Annotated in this window: 19 protein-coding genes and 1 tRNA gene; 13 read left to right on the top strand and 7 right to left on the bottom strand. The window is 70.0% G+C overall.

The window, feature by feature from the left end:
• Nucleotides 1–33 precede the first annotated feature (33 nt).
• The gene (locus E1J50_RS01735) at nucleotides 34–228 is read left to right on the top strand and encodes a hypothetical protein (RefSeq protein ID WP_132249778.1); all 195 of its coding nucleotides are present in this window, start codon (nucleotides 34–36) and stop codon (nucleotides 226–228) included.
• Between the two features lie 77 nt (nucleotides 229–305).
• Nucleotides 306–1,487, top strand: coding sequence for a pyridoxal phosphate-dependent aminotransferase (locus E1J50_RS01730; RefSeq protein WP_132249776.1), 1,182 nt, complete (start codon nucleotides 306–308; stop codon nucleotides 1,485–1,487).
• Between the two features lie 35 nt (nucleotides 1,488–1,522).
• On the opposite strand, the gene E1J50_RS01725 is transcribed toward E1J50_RS01730, so the two are convergent.
• The 3 genes from E1J50_RS01725 to E1J50_RS01715 all read right to left on the bottom strand — a co-directional run bounded on the left by E1J50_RS01725 (nucleotide 1,523) and on the right by E1J50_RS01715 (nucleotide 6,487).
• Nucleotides 1,523–2,035, bottom strand: a complete 513-nt coding sequence (locus tag E1J50_RS01725) for a DUF533 domain-containing protein (RefSeq protein ID WP_132249774.1) — start codon at nucleotides 2,033–2,035, stop codon at nucleotides 1,523–1,525.
• Between the two features lie 75 nt (nucleotides 2,036–2,110).
• Nucleotides 2,111–5,251, bottom strand: coding sequence for an efflux RND transporter permease subunit (locus E1J50_RS01720; protein WP_132249772.1), 3,141 nt, complete (start codon nucleotides 5,249–5,251; stop codon nucleotides 2,111–2,113).
• Nucleotides 5,252–5,266: 15 nt separating this feature from the next.
• Nucleotides 5,267–6,487: an efflux RND transporter periplasmic adaptor subunit gene (locus E1J50_RS01715; RefSeq protein ID WP_132249770.1), complete on the bottom strand. Its 1,221-nt coding sequence runs from the start codon at nucleotides 6,485–6,487 to the stop codon at nucleotides 5,267–5,269.
• 250 nt (nucleotides 6,488–6,737) lie between these two features.
• Here E1J50_RS01715 and E1J50_RS01710 point away from each other — a divergent pair, with 250 nt between their 5' ends.
• A complete protein-coding gene (locus tag E1J50_RS01710) occupies nucleotides 6,738–6,920 on the top strand; it encodes a hypothetical protein (protein WP_132249768.1) in 183 nt (60 codons plus the stop codon).
• Nucleotides 6,921–7,431: 511 nt separating this feature from the next.
• On the opposite strand, the gene E1J50_RS01705 is transcribed toward E1J50_RS01710, so the two are convergent.
• Nucleotides 7,432–7,722 (bottom strand): DUF6894 family protein, encoded by a 291-nt coding sequence (locus tag E1J50_RS01705; RefSeq protein WP_245516387.1) that lies wholly within the window; start codon nucleotides 7,720–7,722, stop codon nucleotides 7,432–7,434.
• Between the two features lie 146 nt (nucleotides 7,723–7,868).
• Between E1J50_RS01705 and E1J50_RS01700 the strand changes: the two genes are divergently transcribed.
• The 5 genes from E1J50_RS01700 to rnhA all read left to right on the top strand — a co-directional run bounded on the left by E1J50_RS01700 (nucleotide 7,869) and on the right by rnhA (nucleotide 11,034).
• Nucleotides 7,869–8,123, top strand: coding sequence for a hypothetical protein (locus tag E1J50_RS01700; RefSeq protein ID WP_132249766.1), 255 nt, complete (start codon nucleotides 7,869–7,871; stop codon nucleotides 8,121–8,123).
• A gap of 130 nt (nucleotides 8,124–8,253) precedes the next feature.
• Nucleotides 8,254–8,343, top strand: a tRNA-Ser gene (locus tag E1J50_RS01695).
• A 146-nt stretch (nucleotides 8,344–8,489) separates the two neighbouring features.
• A complete protein-coding gene (ispH, locus tag E1J50_RS01690; RefSeq protein WP_132249764.1) occupies nucleotides 8,490–9,500 on the top strand; it encodes a 4-hydroxy-3-methylbut-2-enyl diphosphate reductase in 1,011 nt (336 codons plus the stop codon).
• Between the two features lie 113 nt (nucleotides 9,501–9,613).
• Nucleotides 9,614–10,579: a homoserine kinase gene (gene thrB / locus E1J50_RS01685; RefSeq protein WP_132249762.1), complete on the top strand. Its 966-nt coding sequence runs from the start codon at nucleotides 9,614–9,616 to the stop codon at nucleotides 10,577–10,579.
• Nucleotides 10,576–11,034: a ribonuclease HI gene (gene rnhA / locus E1J50_RS01680; protein ID WP_132249760.1), complete on the top strand. Its 459-nt coding sequence runs from the start codon at nucleotides 10,576–10,578 to the stop codon at nucleotides 11,032–11,034. The genes thrB and rnhA overlap by 4 nt, the downstream gene beginning before the upstream one ends.
• Before the next feature lie 64 nt (nucleotides 11,035–11,098).
• On the opposite strand, the gene E1J50_RS01675 is transcribed toward rnhA, so the two are convergent.
• Nucleotides 11,099–11,581 carry a peroxiredoxin gene (locus E1J50_RS01675; protein ID WP_132249758.1) on the bottom strand — a complete coding sequence of 161 codons (483 nt, stop codon included), beginning with the start codon at nucleotides 11,579–11,581 and terminating at the stop codon, nucleotides 11,099–11,101.
• A gap of 183 nt (nucleotides 11,582–11,764) precedes the next feature.
• Here E1J50_RS01675 and E1J50_RS01670 point away from each other — a divergent pair, with 183 nt between their 5' ends.
• Nucleotides 11,765–12,367 carry a YqgE/AlgH family protein gene (locus E1J50_RS01670; RefSeq protein ID WP_132249756.1) on the top strand — a complete coding sequence of 201 codons (603 nt, stop codon included), beginning with the start codon at nucleotides 11,765–11,767 and terminating at the stop codon, nucleotides 12,365–12,367.
• 22 nt (nucleotides 12,368–12,389) lie between these two features.
• Nucleotides 12,390–12,806 carry a GNAT family acetyltransferase gene (locus E1J50_RS01665; RefSeq protein ID WP_132249754.1) on the top strand — a complete coding sequence of 139 codons (417 nt, stop codon included), beginning with the start codon at nucleotides 12,390–12,392 and terminating at the stop codon, nucleotides 12,804–12,806.
• A gap of 3 nt (nucleotides 12,807–12,809) precedes the next feature.
• Here E1J50_RS01665 and E1J50_RS01660 read toward each other — a convergent pair whose 3' ends face one another.
• Entirely contained in the window at nucleotides 12,810–13,811 is a 1,002-nt protein-coding gene (locus E1J50_RS01660; protein WP_132249752.1) for a cupin domain-containing protein, read from the bottom strand.
• Nucleotides 13,812–14,216: 405 nt separating this feature from the next.
• On the opposite strand from E1J50_RS01660, the gene dnaK reads away from it, so the two are divergent.
• The 3 genes from dnaK (at nucleotide 14,217) to E1J50_RS01645 (ending at nucleotide 18,210) form a co-directional block, all read left to right on the top strand.
• Entirely contained in the window at nucleotides 14,217–16,130 is a 1,914-nt protein-coding gene (gene dnaK, locus E1J50_RS01655; RefSeq protein ID WP_132249750.1) for a molecular chaperone DnaK, read from the top strand.
• A 126-nt stretch (nucleotides 16,131–16,256) separates the two neighbouring features.
• On the top strand, nucleotides 16,257–17,402 hold the full coding sequence (dnaJ, locus tag E1J50_RS01650) for a molecular chaperone DnaJ (RefSeq protein WP_132249748.1): 1,146 nt from the start codon (nucleotides 16,257–16,259) through the stop codon (nucleotides 17,400–17,402).
• Nucleotides 17,403–17,574: 172 nt separating this feature from the next.
• Nucleotides 17,575–18,210: a class I SAM-dependent methyltransferase gene (locus E1J50_RS01645; RefSeq protein WP_132249746.1), complete on the top strand. Its 636-nt coding sequence runs from the start codon at nucleotides 17,575–17,577 to the stop codon at nucleotides 18,208–18,210.
• 144 nt (nucleotides 18,211–18,354) lie between these two features.
• Here the strand turns inward: E1J50_RS01645 and E1J50_RS27745 are convergent, their stop codons facing one another.
• Nucleotides 18,355–18,609, bottom strand: coding sequence for a hypothetical protein (locus tag E1J50_RS27745; RefSeq protein WP_207919128.1), 255 nt, complete (start codon nucleotides 18,607–18,609; stop codon nucleotides 18,355–18,357).
• Nucleotides 18,610–18,837: the final 228 nt, after the last annotated feature.

The following is an 18,837-nucleotide window of genomic DNA, read 5'->3' as shown; positions in this document are numbered from 1 at the left end:
GGACGCCGCGGCTCCTTAAGACGTGAGTGACCGATGAACAGCCCCCTGACGCCGCTCTTCATTCTCGTGCTGCTGCCGATCGCGGCCATCGGCCTCGTGCTCTACACCGACACGGGCATCGAGCCGGCGCTGATCTACGCCTCGATCAAGACCTTCGTGATCCTCGGCATCATCGGCGCGGCGCTCTCGTTCGCGGCGAGCCGGCTCGCCGACCGCTCCAACAGCTGACGAGCGCGCACGAATCTTGAATGGCCCGGACGGCGATCGTCGTCCGGCCTGAGACGACATCGACGGGAGGCGCCTCCATGGTCACGATCGTTCCGTCTTTCGGACGCATCGGTGAGGAGAACGCCTTCGCGGTCCTCGCCCGTGCGGGCCAGCTCGCCGCCGAGGGGCGCGACATCGTCAATCTCGGCATCGGCCAGCCCGACATGCCGACACCGGCCCACATCGTGGAGGCCGGCATCAAGGCTCTGCGCGACGGGCATCACGGCTACACGCCGGCCGTCGGCATCCTGCCTCTGCGGGAGGCCGTCTCCCGTGATCTGCATCGGCGCCACGGCGTCGAGGTCTCGCCCGACAGCGTGATGATCGTGCCCGGCGGCAAGGTCACCATGTTCATGGCGATCCTGATGTTCGGCGAGCCCGGCGCCGAGATTCTCTACCCGGACCCCGGATTCCCGATCTATCGCTCGATGATCGAGTTCACCGGCGCGACGCCCGTGCCCGTGCCGATCCGCGAGGCGAACGGCTTCGCCTTCTCGGCGGAGGAGACGCTCTCCCTCGTCACGGAGCGCACCCGTCTTCTGATCCTCAACTCGCCCGCCAACCCGACCGGCGGCGTCACGCCGAAGGCGGAGATCGACGCGCTTGTGGCGGGGCTTGCCGCCCATCCGGACCTGGCGATCCTCTCGGACGAGATCTACGGCACCATGACGTATGACGGGGAGGCGCATCACTCGCTGCTGCGCTACCCCGAGATCCGCGAGCGCCTGATCTATCTCGATGGCGCCTCGAAGACCTACGCGATGACGGGCTGGCGGCTCGGCTGGTCGGTCTGGCCGAAGCCCCTCTACGATGCGGCCCGCAAGCTTGCCGTGAACGCCCATTCCTGCGTGAACGCGGCGACGCAATGGGCGGGCGTCGCGGCCCTCGACGGTTCGCAGGATTGCGTGGCCGAGATGGTCGCGGAGTTCGACCGGCGCCGGGCCCTGGTGGTCGAGGGGCTGAACGCCCTGCCCAACGTCTCCTGCATCACGCCGAAGGGAGCCTTCTACGCCTTCCCGAATGTCGGGAAGACGGGCTGGAAGGCGAAGAAGCTCGCCTCGGCGCTTCTCGAGGAGGCGGGGGTCGCCACGATCGGCGGTCCTGATTTCGGCGTCCACGGGGAGGGCTACATCCGGCTCTCCTACGCGAACTCGTCCGAGAACATCCTGCGCGCGCTGGACCGGATGGGGACGTTCCTGTCCGAGCGTGCCGGCGGCTGAAGGATGCGGCGTTTCCCGAGCGGGCGCCCGTCACCTCATCCGGCAAGCTCCCGGTCGACCCGGCCCGCGGCCTCCTCCTCCACGTCGAGGGCCTCGGCCAGCATCTTCAGGAACTGGCGCTCCTGCAGCGTGTCCGCCGCGATGGCGAGGCGTGCGGCGGTGTAGATGCGGGCCGCCGCGTCGGGATCGTTCACCCCGTCGGCGATCTCGTCGATATCGGCCGGGTCGGCGAGTTCCTTGTCGAGCCAGGCGCGGCCATCCGGAGCGACGCCCGCCGCCTCGACCGCCGCGTTGAGCCGGCGGCGCTCGTCCGCATCGACCATGCCGTCGGCGACGGTGGCCGCCACCATCGCCCGCAGCATCAGGCGAGCCTCGTCTTCGTTCACGTCGGCGAAGGGCGCCGCCGTTTCCGCCGGCGCGGCCTCGCCGCGGACGGCCCGGTAGGCGAGGCCGGCGACGAAGGCGAGGCCGCCGAGCGCCGCCCCCGCCGCGAGCCCACCTCGGCGCGAGCGCACGATCGCATCCACCAGACTCTTCGCGTCAGCCATGACTTGCCCTCTCCGAACACAACCAAAGGATCGGTCCGGCAACGACGGGAGGGCGGTCCCGGTTCAGTCCGGCCGCTACTCGGCGGCGACCCGCGGCGGATAAAGGCGGGGATCGTTGGCGGCAAAGCCCGGTGCCTCGTAGGCGGCTGCATCCTCCGGGTCGTCCCGCTCGCCGACGAAGCGCCCGAAGAGGCGCGCGAACAGCCGCGAGAGGTCGTCCATCAGCACGAAGAAGGCGGGCACGAAGATCAGCGAGAGCCCCGTCGAGACGATCAGGCCGCCGATCACCGCGATCGCCATCGGCGCCCGGAACTCGCCGCCGATGCCGAAGGCCATCGCGGACGGCACCATGCCGGCGGCCATGGCGATCGTCGTCATCACGATCGGCCGCGCGCGCTTGCGGCCCGCATCGACGATGGCTGTGGCCCGGTCGACGCCGCGGGCCATCTCCTCGACGGCGAAATCGACGAGCATGATCGCGTTCTTCGTCACGACCCCCATCAGCATGAGGATGCCGATCACCACCGGCATCGAGATCGGCTTGTGGCAGACGAGGAGCGCCAGGATCGCGCCGCCGATCGAGAGCGGCAGCGAGAACAGAATGGTCACGGGCTGGAAGAAGCTGCCGAAGAGCAGGATCAGCACGCCGAACACCATCATGATGCCCGCACCCATCGCCATGGCGAAGCCGCCGAACACCTCGGCCATGATCTCGGCATCGCCCGTCTGGCTGATAGTGACGCCGGGCGGCAGGTCCCGGGCGGCCGGCAGGTTCATCACGTTCTCGATGAGCGAACCCAGGGCATCGGAGCCACGCATGTCGGCCTCCAGAGCCACGCGCACCGCCCGGTCGTAGCGGTCGATCGCGGTCGGGCCCTGTCCGAGGCTGAGGTCGGCCACCGTCGAGAGCGGCACGGCGGCCCCGCCCTTCACGGGGACCTTCAGGGTCGCGAGCTCGGCGAGATCGCCGCGCAGGCGCTCGGGGAGCTGCACGCGGATCGGCACCTGCCGGTCCTTGGCGTTAAACTTGGCGAGGTTCGCGCCGATGTCGCCGATCGTGCCGACGCGCACCGTCTCGGCGATCAGGTCCGTCGAGACGCCGAGATCGGCCGCCACGCCCGGCTTCGGGCGGATGCGGATCTCGGTGCGGTCGAGCGGGGCGGTGGAGACCACGTTGACGAGGTGGGGCACGCCGGCCGCCTCGCGCTGGAGGCGCGCGGCGACGTCGGCCACCGCCGCCTTGTCGGAGCCCGCGATGATGAGGGCGAGGTCGCGCTGGCCGCCTTCCCGCAGAGCCCAGAAGCGGATGTCGGGCTCCTGGCGGAGGATGTCGCCGATGACGACGTCGACCTGCTTCTGCGTGAGGTGGCGCTCGTTCTTCGGTGTCAGGTTGATGGTCAGGCTCGCGAGCCGAACCTCCTTCTTGCCCGGCAGCTGGCGGCCGCCGTCGACGAACACGCTGCGGACCTCGGGCAGCGCCCGGATCCGCTCGACGAGCTTGTCGGTGACCCGGCTGGTGTCGGAAAGCCGCGCGCCCGGAGGCAATTCCACGACGAAGAGGGTCCGGGCGGCGTCCTCGGCCGGGATGAAGCCGGCGGGGAGCAGACCCGTGGACATGATGGAGGCGGCAAAGCACCCGAGGCCCGCCACCAGCGTGATGTACTTGTGGCGCACCGACCACGCGACGGCGCGGGTATAGGCGCGCATCACGAGCCCGTCCCGCTCCTCGGGATGGCCGTGATCGCGCAGGAAGTAGGCGGCGAGCAGCGGCGTGATCAGGCGCGCGACGAGGAGCGACATGAACACGGCGGCCGCGATGGTGAGGCCGAACTGCTTGAAGTACTGGCCGGCGATGCCGCCCATGAAGGAGACGGGTGCGAAGATCGCGATGATCGTCGCGGTGATCGCGATCACCGCCAGGCCGATCTCGTCGGCGGCCTCCAGCGCCGCCCGGTAGGGCGATTTGCCCATGCGGATGTGGCGGACGATGTTCTCGATCTCGACGATGGCGTCGTCGACGAGGATGCCGGTGACCAGCGTGATCGCCAGAAGGCTCACGGCGTTGAGCGAGAAGCCAAGTGCGCTCATCACCCAGAAGGTCGGAAGCACCGAGAGCGGCAGGGCGATCGAGGCGATCACCGTGGCGCGCCAGTCGCGCAGGAACAGGAAGACGACGACGACCGCGAGCGCCGCGCCCTCGATCAGCCCCATCATGGCCGAGTGGTAATTGCCGATCGTGTTGGTGACAGAGGTGTCGATCAGGTCGAAGCGCACGCCGGGATGGGCCTTGTGCAGGTCGCCGATCCTGCGCGCGACCGCCTCCGAGACGTCCGCGTCGCTCGCCCCGTTCGCCCGCGAGATCGCGAAACCGACCACGGGCTCGCCGTTGAAGCGGGCGAAGGTGCGCGGCTCTTCCGCCCCGTCGATCAGGGTGGCGAGCTCATCCAGCCGGACCTTGCGGTTGCCCGGCACGATGATCGTCGTGGCGGCCAGCGTGTCGAGGCTCGCCGAGGCGGCGAGCGTGCGGATCGACTGCTCCTGGCCGCCGACCTCGCCGCGCCCGCCCGCCATGTCGGCGGAGGTCAGGCGCAATTGCCGGTTCACGTCCGCGGCCGTGATGCCGAGCGCGAGCAGGCGGTCGGGCTTCAGGGTGACCCGCACCTCGCGGGCGACGCCGCCGAGCCGCTCGACGCCGCCGACGCCCTTCACGCCCTGGATCTGGCGGGCCACGACGTCATCGACGAACCACGACAAATCCTCGGGCGTCATGGCGGGAGCCGAGGCGCCGTAGATCATGATCGGGAGCCCGGCGATCTCGACCCGGTTGATGATCGGCTCGTCGATGGTGCGCGGCAGGTTCACGCGGATCTTGGAGATCGCGTCCTTCACGTCGTTGACGGCGCGGTCGGTGTTCACCTCAAGCCGGAACTCGACCGTCGTGACCGAGGAGCCCTCGGTGATGGTGGAGAGGATGTGCTTGACGCCCTTCACCCCCGCGATCGAATCCTCGACCCACTTCGTGACCTGGGTCTGAAGCTCGGAGGGCGCGGCGCCCGCCTGCGTCACCGTCACCGAGACGATCGGGATGTCGATGTTCGGGAACCGCGTGATCGGCAGGCTGCGGAAGCTCACGAGCCCGAGCACGCCGAGCACGATGAACAGCACGATCGAGGGCAGCGGCTTGCGGATCGCCCAGGCTGAGATGTTGAGGCGCATGGCGCGTCCGATCGTTCAGCGGGGCGCGGCGTCGGCCGCCGCGAGGGGTTTCATCCCCTCCGGAGCGACCGCGCGCACCCGGTCGCCGTCGCGCAGGAAGCTGCCCGCGCGGGCCACCACCGTCTCGCCCGCCGCGATCGCGCCGCGCACCTCGGTGAAGCCCTCGGCCGAGAGGCCGGTCGTGACCGGCCGCGCCTCGACGCGCCCGTCCCGCACGACGAGAACGCTGGCGCCCCCGTCGGTCGCGAAGAGCAGGCTGGAGACCGGCACGGAGACGCCGCGCCGCCGCGCCACATCGACGGTGCCGCGGGCGAAGGCGCCGATGCGCAGGGCCGGGTCGTCCTTGAGCGAGATCCGGACCTTGCCGAGGCGGGTCATCCGGTCGACTTCCGGGTAGACCCGGCGGACGCGGCCCGCAAGCTTCCGGCCCTCGTCGAGGTCGAGGGCGGCGGCGTCGCCGACATGCAGGCGCGGCATCACGGTCTCGGGCACCTCGCCTTCGAGCTCGATCTCGCCGCGGGCGATCAGGCGGAACAGGGGCTCGCCGACCGCCGTCGCGGTGGCGCCGATGCGGGCGGTGCGGCGGTTCACGATCCCGGCCTCCGGCGCCCGGATCTCGGTGCGGGCGCGCCGGAGCGCGATCTCGGCGGCCTGCGCCCTGGCAGTGGCGAGGTCGGCCTCCGCCGCCTGCAGGCCGCCGCGGGCCGCCGCGAGCTTGCCCTCGGCGCCCTGGGCGGTGGAGACGCGCTGCTCCACGGTGACGGCGGTGGCGTTGCCGGTCCGGATCAGCGTCTGCGCCCGCTCCAGGGCCTGGCGCGCCTCGGTCTGAGCGGCCTCGGCCTGCACGATCTGGCTGCGGGCCTGCACGATCGCGGCCTCGGCCCGGGCGATGGCGGCGAGGTTGGCGGCCTCCTGCGTCTCGATCATCTCGCGGGAGAGGCGGGCCAGCACCTGACCCTTCGCAACCCTGTCACCCTCCTCGACGAGGAGTTCGGTGATGCGGTGCCCCTCGATCTCGGGCGAGACCAGGATCTCGTCGCGCGGCACCAGGGTCCCGGTGACGATCGCCCGCTCGACGATCTCGCGGTTCTCGGCGGGCACGACGGTGACGGCGGGCGCCAGCGCCTCGGCGGTCGGCACGGCGGCCGTGTCCGCGGCTCGCGCCGGTGCGGCGGCGAGCGGCGGGAGGGTCGAAGCCAGCAGGGCAAGGACCCGGAAAAGGCGCGGCGCGGGCATCGAACCACCCAGTGCAGGTACGGCGGAATCAATCGTTCGGCACCGCATGCGGGGCCGCGGCCGGTCTGTCGCCGCTCAGGCCGGCGTTTTGATGGCGCGTATCATACACGACCATCCGGCGAGGATTCGAGCCGGTGTGGCGTCACGTGCGCGCGGCACGGATCGCCGTCCGAAGCAACCAGAGACGCCGAAACTCGTTACCACTTCGTCAACATCCAGGCCGTGCCGGCCGGGACGCACGAGGCGCTCGATGAGCATCTTCCAGATCCGACAGAAGACCAGCGGCGCGATCCTGTGGACGGGATCGGCCGACGACGAGCAGACCGCCCTCGACGCGATGGCCCGCGAGGCCGGCTATCGCGACTATTCGGCACTGCCCGACTCGATTCGCTCCGGCGGGGTCGAGACGGCCAGGCTCGACATGATCTCCTGACCCGCTCGCGGCGGCCGTTCGGCCGTCTCGCGAGGTCCTGAACCCCTTGTGAGGCCAGGGCGCGCCCGCGCGGCGGGGCGCCCGTCCGCATGTCTCGAACCCGTCCTTTGCCGGTGAGAAAAAGACTTCTGCCGAGCTTCAGAAGGTCTTGTCAGCTTCCGCACGCCCGGCCTACCATCGACCTTGCGCGACGGGTCCGCTCCTCCCAGGAATTGCCGGGAACCGCCGCTCACTCGCAGATGTAAGGAGGTTGCCCATGCAAGCTCACGCCTCTGGCTCCCGCACGGCGCGCACCGCTGACGGTGAGCAGGACACTCCGCCGGACCATCTGCGACAGGGATAGTGGCTCTCGGGAGGGAAGACGGCGCCCGCCGCGACCGGAACGTGTCGCGGGGCCGGCGCCGGGATCCGTCAGGAACCCCTTGAACCCGTGAGCGTGGACCCTGCCAGGGCCCGCCGGCATCGCCGTCGGGCCTTTTCTCTGCCCGCTTCCAGCCTCCGACGCAGCCGACTAATGGACAGGACCGGTTCCCCCCGCCGGCAGATTGAGCGCCTCCGAGAACGGAAATTCGAAGACAATCTCGTCGGCCTCGTCGGTCACGACCATGATGGCCGAGAGGAGGCGCGGATCCGCGCTCGCCGTCATCAGGTCGACGATCATCGCACGCGCAGCCTCCCAGGCGGCATCCGCATCGTCGAGGCTGCGGATATACGGCTCCGCCGGCGCGTCGGTATCGATGATGACGGTGAAAGCATAGCGCGGCATCGGAGCCTCATCGGTCGGTTGGGCGAAGGGATGCAAGGGAGCGTCCCGGCCTCTAGGCCCGGGCGCCCGCACCGTACGCGACGCTACCGCGTGGCACCCGCGGCGTCATCGGCCGGTTTCCGATCGGAGCGGGGCCGGGGCGGCGCGCGCCGGGGAACGAGACAGGGGGCTGGATGACAGCGATGAGCACGCCGACGGAGAGTCACCTTCGACAGATCGCGCAGCACCTCGGCGTTCCGGTCTCAGACTTCTTCGACGAGTCGGGCATGAACCTGCCCCCCTGCGTCGCGGCCGAAGCGGACGCGAATACGGGGGAACTGCTCGGCCTCTGGGCCCGCATCCGGGACCCGCGGGACCGCGAGCGCTGCCTCAACATGCTGCGCTCCTGCGCGGCACGGACCGATTCGCCGATGAGGCTGCTGCCGCCGCAATTCTGAAAGGCGCCCCGATTTCCGGCCGCGCCGCGCGCGCTGCCGGCTTGCGCTGGCGGGGCGCGGCGAGTACAGCACGCCACCCGCCACGAACGGCCCGCCCGCGCCCCGCGCAGGGTCTGTCCGCGCCGGGTCCGGAGGGGTGGCCGAGTGGTTGAAGGCGCACGCCTGGAAAGTGTGTATACCGGAAACGGTATCGCGGGTTCGAATCCCGCTCCCTCCGCCAGTCATCCACGCCGACGCCACGGCGCTCTCCCGTGCCTCACGGGTCAACAAAGCCGCCAAATGTGATATGGGACGCCCCTGCCTCGGCGGTTTCGACCGGCCGCACGGTTGACAGGGCAGCCCCCACCTCGCCACATCCGCTGGATCATGAGCGCCGACAACACGAATCTCTCCGCCTCGGACGCGGCCGCCGCCACGGGGGCCAAGCCGCCCCTCGAGATCCTCCTCGCAGCCCCCCGCGGCTTCTGCGCCGGCGTGGTGCGCGCGATCGACGTGGTCGAGCGGGCGCTCGCCATCTACGGGCCGCCGGTCTACGTCCGGCACGAGATCGTCCACAACAAGTACGTGGTCGAGAGCCTGAAGCGGAAGGGCGCGGTCTTCGTCCGCGAACTCGACGAGGTTCCGGACGGGAACGCCCCGGTGATCTTCTCCGCGCACGGCGTCGCCAAGACGGTGCCGGCCAACGCCGATGCCCGCGGCCTGACCACCATCGACGCGACCTGCCCGCTGGTGACGAAGGTCCACCGCGAGGCCGAGATCCACCACAAGCGCGGGCGCCACGTGCTGCTTGTCGGCCATTCGGGTCATCCGGAGGTCGTGGGCACGATGGGCCAGCTGCCGAAGGGGTCGATCACCCTCGTCGAGGACCTCGAACAGATCGCCGCCCTGACCCCGGACAATCCGAACAACCTCGCCTGGGTGACGCAAACGACGCTCTCGGTGGACGATACCCGCCACATCGTCGAGGCCCTGAAGGCGAAGTTTCCGAACATCACCGGGCCGCACAAGGACGACATCTGCTACGCGACGACGAACCGCCAGGAATCGGTGAAGCAGATCGCGCCGCTCGTCGACGCGCTGATCGTTGTCGGCTCCTCGAACTCCTCGAATTCGCAGCGCCTGCGCGAGGTCGCCGAGCGGGTCGGCTGCCCCATCACCCGTCTCGTCCTGCGCGCCGAGGAGATCGACTGGCCGGCCTTCACGAACGTGCGCAAGCTCGGCCTCACCGCGGGTGCCTCGGCACCGGAGGTGCTGGTGGAGGAGATCATCGACGCCTTCGCCGCCCGCTACGAGGTGACGGTCGACACGGTCTCGACGGTGGTCGAGGACATGTCCTTCCCGCTGCCGCGCGAGTTGCGCAGCGAGGCCGCGGAGTAGGGAAGCAGCCCGCTCCGACCGATCCGAGGATTTCGGCAGGGGCGCCCGCGGGGCGCCCCTTTGCCGTGTTCCCGGCCCGCGTCTGAAAACCAGAGACATCCCGAGCGCGACACGTGGCCGTCTACACCGAGGTCTCCGACGAGGCGCTGACCGCCTTCCTCTCCGCCTACGACATCGGCGGCCTGCTCTCCTACAAGGGCATCGCCGAGGGGGTGGAGAACACCAATTTCTTCCTGCACACGACGCAGGGCTCCTACATCCTCACCCTCTACGAGAAGCGGGTCCGCGAGGCGGACCTGCCCTTCTTCCTCAACCTGATGGAGCATCTGGCCGCGCGCGGCCTCGCCTGCCCGCAGCCGGTCCGCAACCGTGCCGGCACGGCCCTCGGGCGCCTGTGCGGGCGGCCCGCCGTCATCGTCAGCTTCCTCGAAGGCGTCTCGGTCAAGCATCCGGGCGCGGATCATTGCCGGGCCCTCGGCGGCGCGCTGGCGCGCCTCCACGCGGCGGGCGCCGATTTCGGCATGCAGCGGGAGAACAGCCTCTCGGTCGGCGCGTGGCGCCCACTCTTCGCACAGGCCGAGGCCCAGGCCGACACGGTCTCGCCGGGCTTGGCCGAGCGCACGCGGGAGGATCTCGCGGTGCTGGAGGCCGGCTGGCCCCGCGGCCTGCCGGGCGGCGTCGTCCACGCCGATCTCTTCACCGACAACGTGTTCTTCATCGGCGACGACCTGTCCGGCCTGATCGACTTCTACTTCGCCTGCACGGACGCCTTCGCCTACGACCTCGCCATCTGCCTGAATGCGTGGTGCTTCGAGGCCGACGGCACCTTCCACCGGGACATGGCCGCCGCGCTCATCGCCGGTTACGAGGCGGTGCGGCGGCTGGAGCCGGCCGAGGTCGAGGCGCTGCCGATCCTCGCCCGGGGGGCGGCCCTGCGTTTCATGCTCACCCGTCTCGTCGACTGGCTCAACGTGCCCGCGGGCGCGCTGGTCCAGCCGAAGGACCCGCGCGAGTACGATCGGCGCCTGACCTTCCACCGCAGCGCGAGCCATGCCCGCGACTACGGTTGGGCACCGTGAGCGCATCCCCCGGCAGGCGGGTCACGATCTATACGGATGGGGCCTGCTCCGGAAATCCGGGGCCCGGCGGTTGGGGCGCGATCCTGATCTACGGCGACACGGAGCGCGAGCTCTCGGGCGGCGAGGCCCACACCACCAACAACCGCATGGAGATCCTCGCCGCGATCGAGGCGCTGGAGGTGCTCAAGCGCCCCTGCCGCGTCGACCTGTTCACGGATTCCCAGTACCTGCGCCAGGGCATCACCGAGTGGATCCACGGCTGGAAGGCGCGGGGCTGGCGCACCGCCGACAGGAAGCCCGTGAAGAACGAGGATCTGTGGCGCCGCATCGACGCTGCCCGCGAGCGCCACGATGTCCAGTGGCACTGGGTCAAGGGTCACGCCGCCGACCCGCTGAACAACCGGGTCGACGCCCTCGCGGTGGCGGCGATGGCGCCGTTCAAGGTGGGGGCATGAGCCCGGGAGCGCGGCTCCCGAGCCGGAAGAGGGCCTTGACGGTTTGTCGTCCGGACGCTCGCCGTCAGATCACCTTCAGCAGCGCCTCGGCGCCGGACGCCTCGGCCTTCGAGGGCGATTCCTCGATGTTGAGGACGCGCACGACGCCGTCCTCGATCAGGGCCGCGTAGCGCTTCGAGCGGGTGCCGAGGCCGAAACCGGTCCCGTCCATGTCGAGGCCGGTGGCCTTGGCGAAATCGGCGTTGCCGTCCGCCAGGAACTCGATGCCCTCGGCGCCGGAGGCCTTCGCCCAGGCGTCGAGCACGAACACGTCGTTGACGGCGGTGACGGCGACGGCGTCGATGCCGCGGGCCTTGATCTCGGAGAGGTTCTGCACGAAGCCCGGCAGGTGGTTGCGGTGGCAGCTCGGCGTGAAGGCGCCCGGCACGCCGACGAGCACCACGCGGCGGCCCTTGAACACGTCGTCCGTGGTCTTGGCCTGCGGACCGTCCGGGCCGTTCACGCGGAAGGTCGCCTGGGGCAGGTGATCGCCAACCTGAATCGTCATCCGCTGTTCTCCTCGATCGGGTCGTCGGGGCCGCGCATCCGCCGGCTCGGCCGGGTTCGGGGTGCCGCCCGTCTAGCGTGGCGGTCTCCCCCTGTCGAGGCGATCCGCACCGGACCGCACGATGGCATCAGCTCGGGCGCTTTGTCCGCTGGACAACGGGGTGAGGGGGCGTAGCATAGGGCCATGCACACTCCCCGGCACGGTGGCAGCGCGTATCTCGACGGTCAGTTCCTGGTTGCCATGCCGGGACTGGCGGACAGCCGCTTCGCCCGCTCCGTCATCTACGTCTGCGCCCATTCCGCGGACGGCGCGATGGGCATCATCGTCAACAAGCCGGTGAGCGACCTGAGCATGCCGGACCTGCTGGTGCAGCTCGACGTGGCACCCGCCGCCGACGCGATCCGCCTGCGCGAGCGGGTCGGGCACATGCCGGTGCTGATGGGCGGCCCCGTCGAGGGCAAGCGCGGCTTCGTCCTCCACACGGACGATTTCCATATCGACCAGTCGACGCTGATGATCGACGACGGCATCTGCCTCACCGCCACGGTCGAGATCCTGCGCGCCATCGCAAACGGCGACGGCCCGGCGAGCGCGGTGCTGGCGCTCGGCTATGCCGGCTGGCAGGCCGGCCAGCTCGAGAGCGAGATCATGGCGAATGGCTGGCTCAACTGCCCGGCCGATCCAGAGCTGATCTTCCACCCCACTCTCGAGACCAAGTACGAGCGGGCTTTGCGCAGCAACGGCATCGATCCCGCGATGCTCTCCCTGAGCGCCGGCCGGGCCTGAGACGGCGCCCGTGATCCGGCCGATGCGCGATGCCGACGCCGAGGCGGTCATCGGCCTCTGGCATGCGGCCGGCGTGTCCCGGCCCTGGAACGATCCGCGCAAGGATCTCGCCTTGGCCCGCCGCGGCGCCCATGCGGCCGTGCTCGTCGCCGAGGCCGAGGGCCGGATCCTGGCGACCTGCATGGTCGGCGAGGACGGCCACCGGGGCTGGGTTTACTACGTCGCCGTCGATCCAGGCTGCCGGGGCCAGGGCTACGGCCGCGCCATCATGGCCGCGGCGGAACGCTGGCTCGTGGCCCGCGGCGTCTGGAAGATGCAGCTGCTCGTGCGGGCCGACAATGCCGCGGTGCAGGACTTCTACGCCCATCTCGGCTTCGGCGAGTCCCGCACCGTCTGCCTGCAGAAATGGATCGGCGAGGAGGAGCCCAGTTCCGACTGAGCCCTATTCCGCCACCGATTGCGGCGCGCCGCCGGCATCCGGGTTCATGCCGTCGACGACGGGCTTGCGCCGCGGGCGCGGCGCCACGGCGGCGGTCGGGGCGGCGCTGTTCGCGCCGAGGCGGGCGGCGAGGGCCAGCGCGCGGGCTTCCGAGACGCGCAGGTGGCAGAAGCCGTGCGAGCCTTCGCGGGCGTAGGTCCGGCAGACCTGCTCGCGGTCCGAGGAGAAGGCCGCCTGCTCGGTCACGATCGGGCGCACGTCCTCGCGGCGGGCGCGCTGCGTCATCACCTTGTAGTTCTCGCGCACGGCCTTGTCGGCCACGCCGCGGCCGGTGTCGAACTCGGCCGAACGGGGGATCAGGCCCGCCGCGCCCGGCCCCCACAGGCCGGCCGGCGTCGTCGCGCAATCGGCCGCGGAGAAGGTGCAGACCGGATTCCCGCCGAGCGGGGTGACGAGCACGCTGCCCTCCAGCACCTCGAAGCGCAGGGGGCACTCGGCCGCCGCGGCTTCGAACCGGGCCACGCCCTCGGGCTTGCCCGCCGAGGTCAGGGTGACCGGCTGGCCGCCCGAGAGCGGGACCGAGCAGGATTCCGTCGGCTGCGAGACCTTGGTGCCCGGCAGCGTGAGGCGCGCCGTCATGTTGGCGCCCGCCCGCTCCATCTTGAGGGTCCCGTTCAGGCCGTTCAGCAGGAGGTCCTGTCCGGCCACGTTGTCGTCGGCGGGCGCCTTCAGCACGACCGGGCGCATCGGCGCGGGCGCGGCAGGCTTCTGCGCCTCGGCATTCGGATCGACCGGGGCTCCCGGCACGCCCGGCGCCCCGGGCGGCACCGCGCCGGGCTGGGCCGGTGGGGCGTTCGGCACCCCGCGCGGCGGCACCGGCGGGCGCGCGGCGCGTCCGATCCCGAACAGCTCCTCGAAGAAGTTCTGCGCAGCCGCCTCCTCGGCGAGGGCAGAGAGGCTCGCGAGCGCGAGGAGGGGAGCGAGGAGAACGCGGGTCGGACGCATCGGGTCTTTCGGGCCTGGGACTTGCAATGAACACCGCCCCGCCGGCATCGGGCGGCAGGTCCGTCTCGTCAAGATCAAGTCTAGCACGCGATCGATGGCGCGGGCGTGGCAGCGGCGCAACAAAATCTGGGCCCCACGGGTGGCGACGGTACCGCACGTCCCGCAGCTTAACCCAACATCGGCAAGGACATAGCTGAGATCGCAGCGATCGTCGGACTTTGCCTTGCGAGCCCGCTTTGACCTTCTTATATCCGGCGAGGCGCGGGATTAAGCGCCGGATCCGGCCGTCTCCGGCCGGTCGTCCGGCCCTCGTCCCCACCTCACAATTCCATTCCACACCGCCATGGGCCGAGCTGCTTCGGGGCTCGGCGGTCTGCTTGATCAGAACAACAGAGGGATCCCACCATGGGTAAAGTCATCGGCATCGACTTGGGCACCACCAATTCCTGCGTGGCCGTCATGGAAGGCACGCAACCCAAGGTCATCGAGAATGCGGAAGGCGCCCGCACCACCCCTTCCATCGTCGCCTTCACCGACGATGGGGAGCGCCTCGTCGGCCAGCCCGCCAAGCGGCAGGCCGTGACCAATCCGGAGCGCACCTTCTTCGCCATCAAGCGCCTCATCGGCCGTACCTACGACGATCCGATGACGCAGAAGGACAAGGGCCTCGTGCCCTACAAGATCGTCAAGGGCGACAACGGCGACGCCTGGGTCGAGGCCGACGGCAAGAAGTACTCGCCCTCGCAGATCTCCGCCTTCACCCTGCAGAAGATGAAGGAGACGGCCGAGTCGTACCTGGGCCAGCCCGTCACGCAGGCGGTCATCACGGTCCCGGCCTACTTCAACGACGCTCAGCGCCAGGCCACCAAGGACGCCGGCAAGATCGCCGGCCTCGAGGTGCTGCGCATCATCAACGAGCCGACCGCCGCGGCGCTCGCCTACGGCCTCGACAAGAAGAAGACCGGCACGATCGCGGTCTACGACCTCGGCGGCGGCACCTTCGACGTCTCGATCCTCGAGATCGGCGACGGCGTGTTCGAGGTGAAGTCGACGAATGGCGACACCTTCCTCGGCGGCGAGGATTTCGATAACCGCGTGGTCGAGTACCTGACGAGCGAGTTCAAGCGCGAGCAGGGCATCGACCTGACGAAGGACAAGCTCGCCCTCCAGCGCCTCAAGGAGGCCGCCGAGAAGGCCAAGATCGAGCTCTCCTCCGCGACGCAGACCGAGATCAACCTGCCCTACATCACGGCCGACGCCACCGGGCCGAAGCACCTCGCGCTGAAGCTCTCGCGCGCCAAGTTCGAGAGCCTCGTGGACGACCTCGTGCAGCGCACGATCGAGCCGTGCCGCAAGGCGCTCAAGGATGCCGGCGTCTCGGCCAACGAGATCGACGAGGTCGTGCTCGTCGGCGGCCAGACTCGCATGCCGAAGGTGCAGGAGGTGGTGAAGGCCTTCTTCGGGAAGGAGCCCCACACGGGCGTCAACCCGGACGAGGTCGTGGCGATCGGCGCGGCCGTCCAGGCCGGCGTGCTCCAGGGCGACGTCAAGGACGTGCTGCTCCTCGACGTCACCCCGCTCTCGCTCGGCATCGAGACGCTGGGCGGCGTGTTCACGCGGCTCATCGACCGCAACACCACGATCCCGACGAAGAAGTCCCAGGTCTTCTCGACGGCCGAGGACAACCAGAACGCGGTCACCATCCGGGTCTTCCAGGGTGAGCGCGAGATGGCGGCCGACAACAAGCTGCTCGGCCAGTTCGATCTCGTCGGCATCCCGCCGGCTCCCCGCGGCATGCCGCAGATCGAGGTGACCTTCGACATCGACGCCAACGGCATCGTCAACGTGACGGCCAAGGACAAGGCGACGAACAAGGAGCACCAGATCCGCATCCAGGCCTCGGGCGGCCTCTCCGACGCGGATATCGACCGGATGGTCAAGGACGCCGAGGCGAATGCCGAGGCCGACAAGAAGCGTCGCGAGCTCGTCGAGGTGAGGAACCAGGGCGAGAGCCTGATCCACTCCACCGAGAAGTCGGTGAAGGATTTTGGCGACAAGGTCTCGGAGGCCGATCGGGGCGCCATCGACACCGCGATCACGGCGCTTCGCACCGCGCTCGAGGGTGAGGATGTCGAGACGATCAAGGCCCGCACCACCGACCTGATGCAGGCCTCGATGAAGCTCGGCGAGGCGATGTACGCCGCGAGCCAGGCCGGCGGTCCCGAGGCGGGGCCGGAGGCCGGCGCCGAGAAGAAGGACGACGTCATCGACGCCGACTTCCAGGAAGTCGACGACAAGGACCAGAAGAAGCGCGCCTGATGCGCGCGTGCACGGGACCGGAGCGATCCGGTCCCGTAATCTTCGTCAACATTTGATTCGGTGACGGCGAGGTCCCCGGGCGGAAGGCTCGGGGATCGGCTTATGAAGGACCTTGGGGCCTCACGTATGTCGAAGCGGGATTACTACGAGATTCTGGGCGTCTCGAAGACCGCCAGCGACGGCGAGATGAAGGTGGCTTTCCGCAAGCTCGCCATGACCTTTCACCCGGACCGAAACCCGGGCGACAAGGAAGCCGAGATCAAGTTCAAGGAGATCAACGAGGCCTATCAGTGCCTGTCCGACGGCCAGAAGCGCGCGGCCTACGATCGGTTCGGCCACGCCGCCTTCAGCCAGGGCGGGGGCGGCCCCGGGTTCGGCAACGAGTTCGGCGACTTCATGTCGGACATCTTCGAGAACTTCTTCGGGGATGGCCGGGGCGGCGCGCGCGGGCGCAGCGGCCAGCCCGGGCGCGAGCGCGGCGCGGACCTGCGCTACAACCTCGAGATCTCGCTGGAGGAAGCCTTCACCGGCAAGACCGAGACCATCAAGATCCCGACCACCGTGACCTGCGATGTCTGCGCGGGCTCCGGCGCCAAGGCCGGCTCGAAGCCGCGCCCCTGCCCGACCTGCGCGGGCTACGGCCGGGTCCGGGCGGCGCAGGGGTTCTTCGCCATCGAGCGGACCTGCCCGAACTGCCATGGGCGCGGCGAGGTGATCGATGATCCCTGCCCGAACTGCTCGGGCGCGGGCCGTGTCAGCCGCGAGCGCACCCTCTCGATCAACGTGCCGGCGGGCGTCGACGACGGCCTGCGGATCCGGCTCGCCGGCGAGGGCGAGAGCGGCATGCGCGGCGGCCCGGCCGGCGACCTCTACGTCTTCCTGTCGATCAGGCCGCACGAGTTCTTCCAGCGCGACGGGGCGGACCTGTTCTGCCGCGTCCCGATCTCGATGGTGACCGCGGCCCTGTCCGGCGAGATCACGGTTCCCGTGATCGACGGTTCGCAGACGCAAGTGCGCATCCCGGCGGGCACGCAGACCGCCAAGCAGTTCCGCATCAAGGCCAAGGGCATGCCGGTCCTGCGCTCGCGGGACGTCGGCGATCTCTATATCCAGGTCTTCGTCGAGACCCCGCAGAACCTGACCAAGCGCCAGCGCGAACTCCTGCAGGAATTCGACCAGACCGCCTCCGACGAGAACCACCCCGAGAGCGCCGGATTCTTCTCGAAGGTTCGGGACTTCCTGGGCGGCCTCAGCGGCGCGGCCCGGCAGTGAGAGCAGCCGGGATCCAATCCAGCCACGGCCCGGTTATGGACTTTGCAGCGGGGTGCGTCCGGCACTCCGCCGGGCGGCCGCCTGTGCGCCATGCGCACGGCGCGGCTTGACTGCGGTCGGGCTTTCGTCGTCTAGCCTGTTCACACGCCTGCCAATTCGAGGGACTTCGGTCTTGCCGCCGTTACGTCGTTCCAGGGCGAAAGCCATGGTTGCAACCGGTGTGGTGCGCGAGCGGCGCGATCCGCTGGAGGACGAGGCGCGATTCCTGCGCTCGTGGTTCGAGCGGCCCCTCGTGACGGGCGCCGTGACGCCCTCCGGGAAGATGCTGGCCCGCACCATGGCCTCCTACGTCGATCCGCGGATCGACGGACCGGTCGTGGAACTCGGTCCGGGGACCGGGCCGGTCACCGAGGCCCTGATCCGGCGGGGCATCGCGCCGGAGCGCCTCGTCCTCGTTGAATTCAACCCCGGCTTCTGTGAACTGCTCCGGCGCCGCTTCCCCGGCGTCAGCGTGATCCAGGGTGACGCCTACAACATCCGTCAAACGGTGGGCGGCATCCTGCAGAGACCCGCTGCCGCCACGATCTCGAGCCTGCCGCTCTTCACGAAGCCCCTGGAGCAGCGCCTCGACCTCCTGAACTGCGCCCACGATCTGATGCAGCCCGGAGCGCCGTTCGTGCAATTCACCTACGCCGTCGTGCCGCCGATCCCGGCCCGCTGCGAGGCGGGAAGCTACACGGCGAGCCGCTCGAACCGGGTCTGGCTCAACCTGCCGCCCGCCCGCGTGTGGGTCTATCGCCGGCCCTAAGGGGCGCGACGTCACGAATTGCAACGAAGTGTTGCGATCTCCGTCAGTGGGCATTCAGGCCGAAGTGCCTAGTTCTGCACCAACCGGCATCAACGCCGGCCCACCGGAAGCAGGAGATCGTTCATGTCCCTGAGCTCGCGCTGGTCAGGCCGCGGCCTCGCCGCCGCCCTCGCCCTCGCCGGCGGCCTCGTCCTCGGTGCCCCCCTCGCGCAGGCCGCGCCGCTCGCCCCCGCGCCGGCCGTCGCCGGCGAGGCCGACGGCGCGCTGATCCAAGTCCGCGGTGGCCATCACCACGGCTGGGGCCATCACCACCACGGCTGGGGCCATCGCCATCACGGCTGGGGTCACCGCCACCATGGCTGGCGCCACCATCATCACCGCCACCACCGGCACCATCACCGGCATTATCGCTGGTAAGGCCTCGGGCCGGACTGCATGTCCCCTCCCCCTCGCGGGGAGGGGCCGTGCGCCGGCGGACGCCGGTCCGCCCCTCCATTCCCAGCGCACCCTCTGCATCGTCAGGCCGGCTCCATAGGGGTCCTATCCCACCCGCTCCAGCACGGCCGGCCCCGCTGACGGCGCTGCTCCCAGCCTGTAGGCCGCGCGCAGAGCCGCCTCCGCCGCATC

This window comes from Methylobacterium segetis (assembly GCF_004348265.1).
In the GTDB taxonomy this organism is placed as follows: domain Bacteria; phylum Pseudomonadota; class Alphaproteobacteria; order Rhizobiales; family Beijerinckiaceae; genus Methylobacterium; species Methylobacterium segetis.
This window is presented reverse-complemented; position numbering and strand designations above follow the sequence as displayed.

Bases quoted from the DNA above. Each gene is read 5' to 3' on its own strand.
- E1J50_RS01735 (WP_132249778.1), top strand. From the start codon at position 34: ATGAACAGCCCCCTGACGCCGCTCTTCATTCTCGTGCTGCTGCCGATC.
- E1J50_RS01730 (WP_132249776.1), top strand. From the start codon at position 306: ATGGTCACGATCGTTCCGTCTTTCGGACGCATCGGTGAGGAGAACGCC.
- E1J50_RS01725 (WP_132249774.1), bottom strand. From the start codon at position 2,035: ATGGCTGACGCGAAGAGTCTGGTGGATGCGATCGTGCGCTCGCGCCGA.
- E1J50_RS01720 (WP_132249772.1), bottom strand. From the start codon at position 5,251: ATGCGCCTCAACATCTCAGCCTGGGCGATCCGCAAGCCGCTGCCCTCG.
- E1J50_RS01715 (WP_132249770.1), bottom strand. From the start codon at position 6,487: ATGCCCGCGCCGCGCCTTTTCCGGGTCCTTGCCCTGCTGGCTTCGACC.
- E1J50_RS01710 (WP_132249768.1), top strand. From the start codon at position 6,738: ATGAGCATCTTCCAGATCCGACAGAAGACCAGCGGCGCGATCCTGTGG.
- E1J50_RS01700 (WP_132249766.1), top strand. From the start codon at position 7,869: ATGAGCACGCCGACGGAGAGTCACCTTCGACAGATCGCGCAGCACCTC.
- ispH (WP_132249764.1), top strand. From the start codon at position 8,490: ATGAGCGCCGACAACACGAATCTCTCCGCCTCGGACGCGGCCGCCGCC.
- E1J50_RS01675 (WP_132249758.1), bottom strand. From the start codon at position 11,581: ATGACGATTCAGGTTGGCGATCACCTGCCCCAGGCGACCTTCCGCGTG.
- E1J50_RS01670 (WP_132249756.1), top strand. From the start codon at position 11,765: ATGCACACTCCCCGGCACGGTGGCAGCGCGTATCTCGACGGTCAGTTC.
- E1J50_RS01665 (WP_132249754.1), top strand. From the start codon at position 12,390: ATGCGCGATGCCGACGCCGAGGCGGTCATCGGCCTCTGGCATGCGGCC.
- E1J50_RS01660 (WP_132249752.1), bottom strand. From the start codon at position 13,811: ATGCGTCCGACCCGCGTTCTCCTCGCTCCCCTCCTCGCGCTCGCGAGC.
- dnaK (WP_132249750.1), top strand. From the start codon at position 14,217: ATGGGTAAAGTCATCGGCATCGACTTGGGCACCACCAATTCCTGCGTG.
- dnaJ (WP_132249748.1), top strand. From the start codon at position 16,257: ATGTCGAAGCGGGATTACTACGAGATTCTGGGCGTCTCGAAGACCGCC.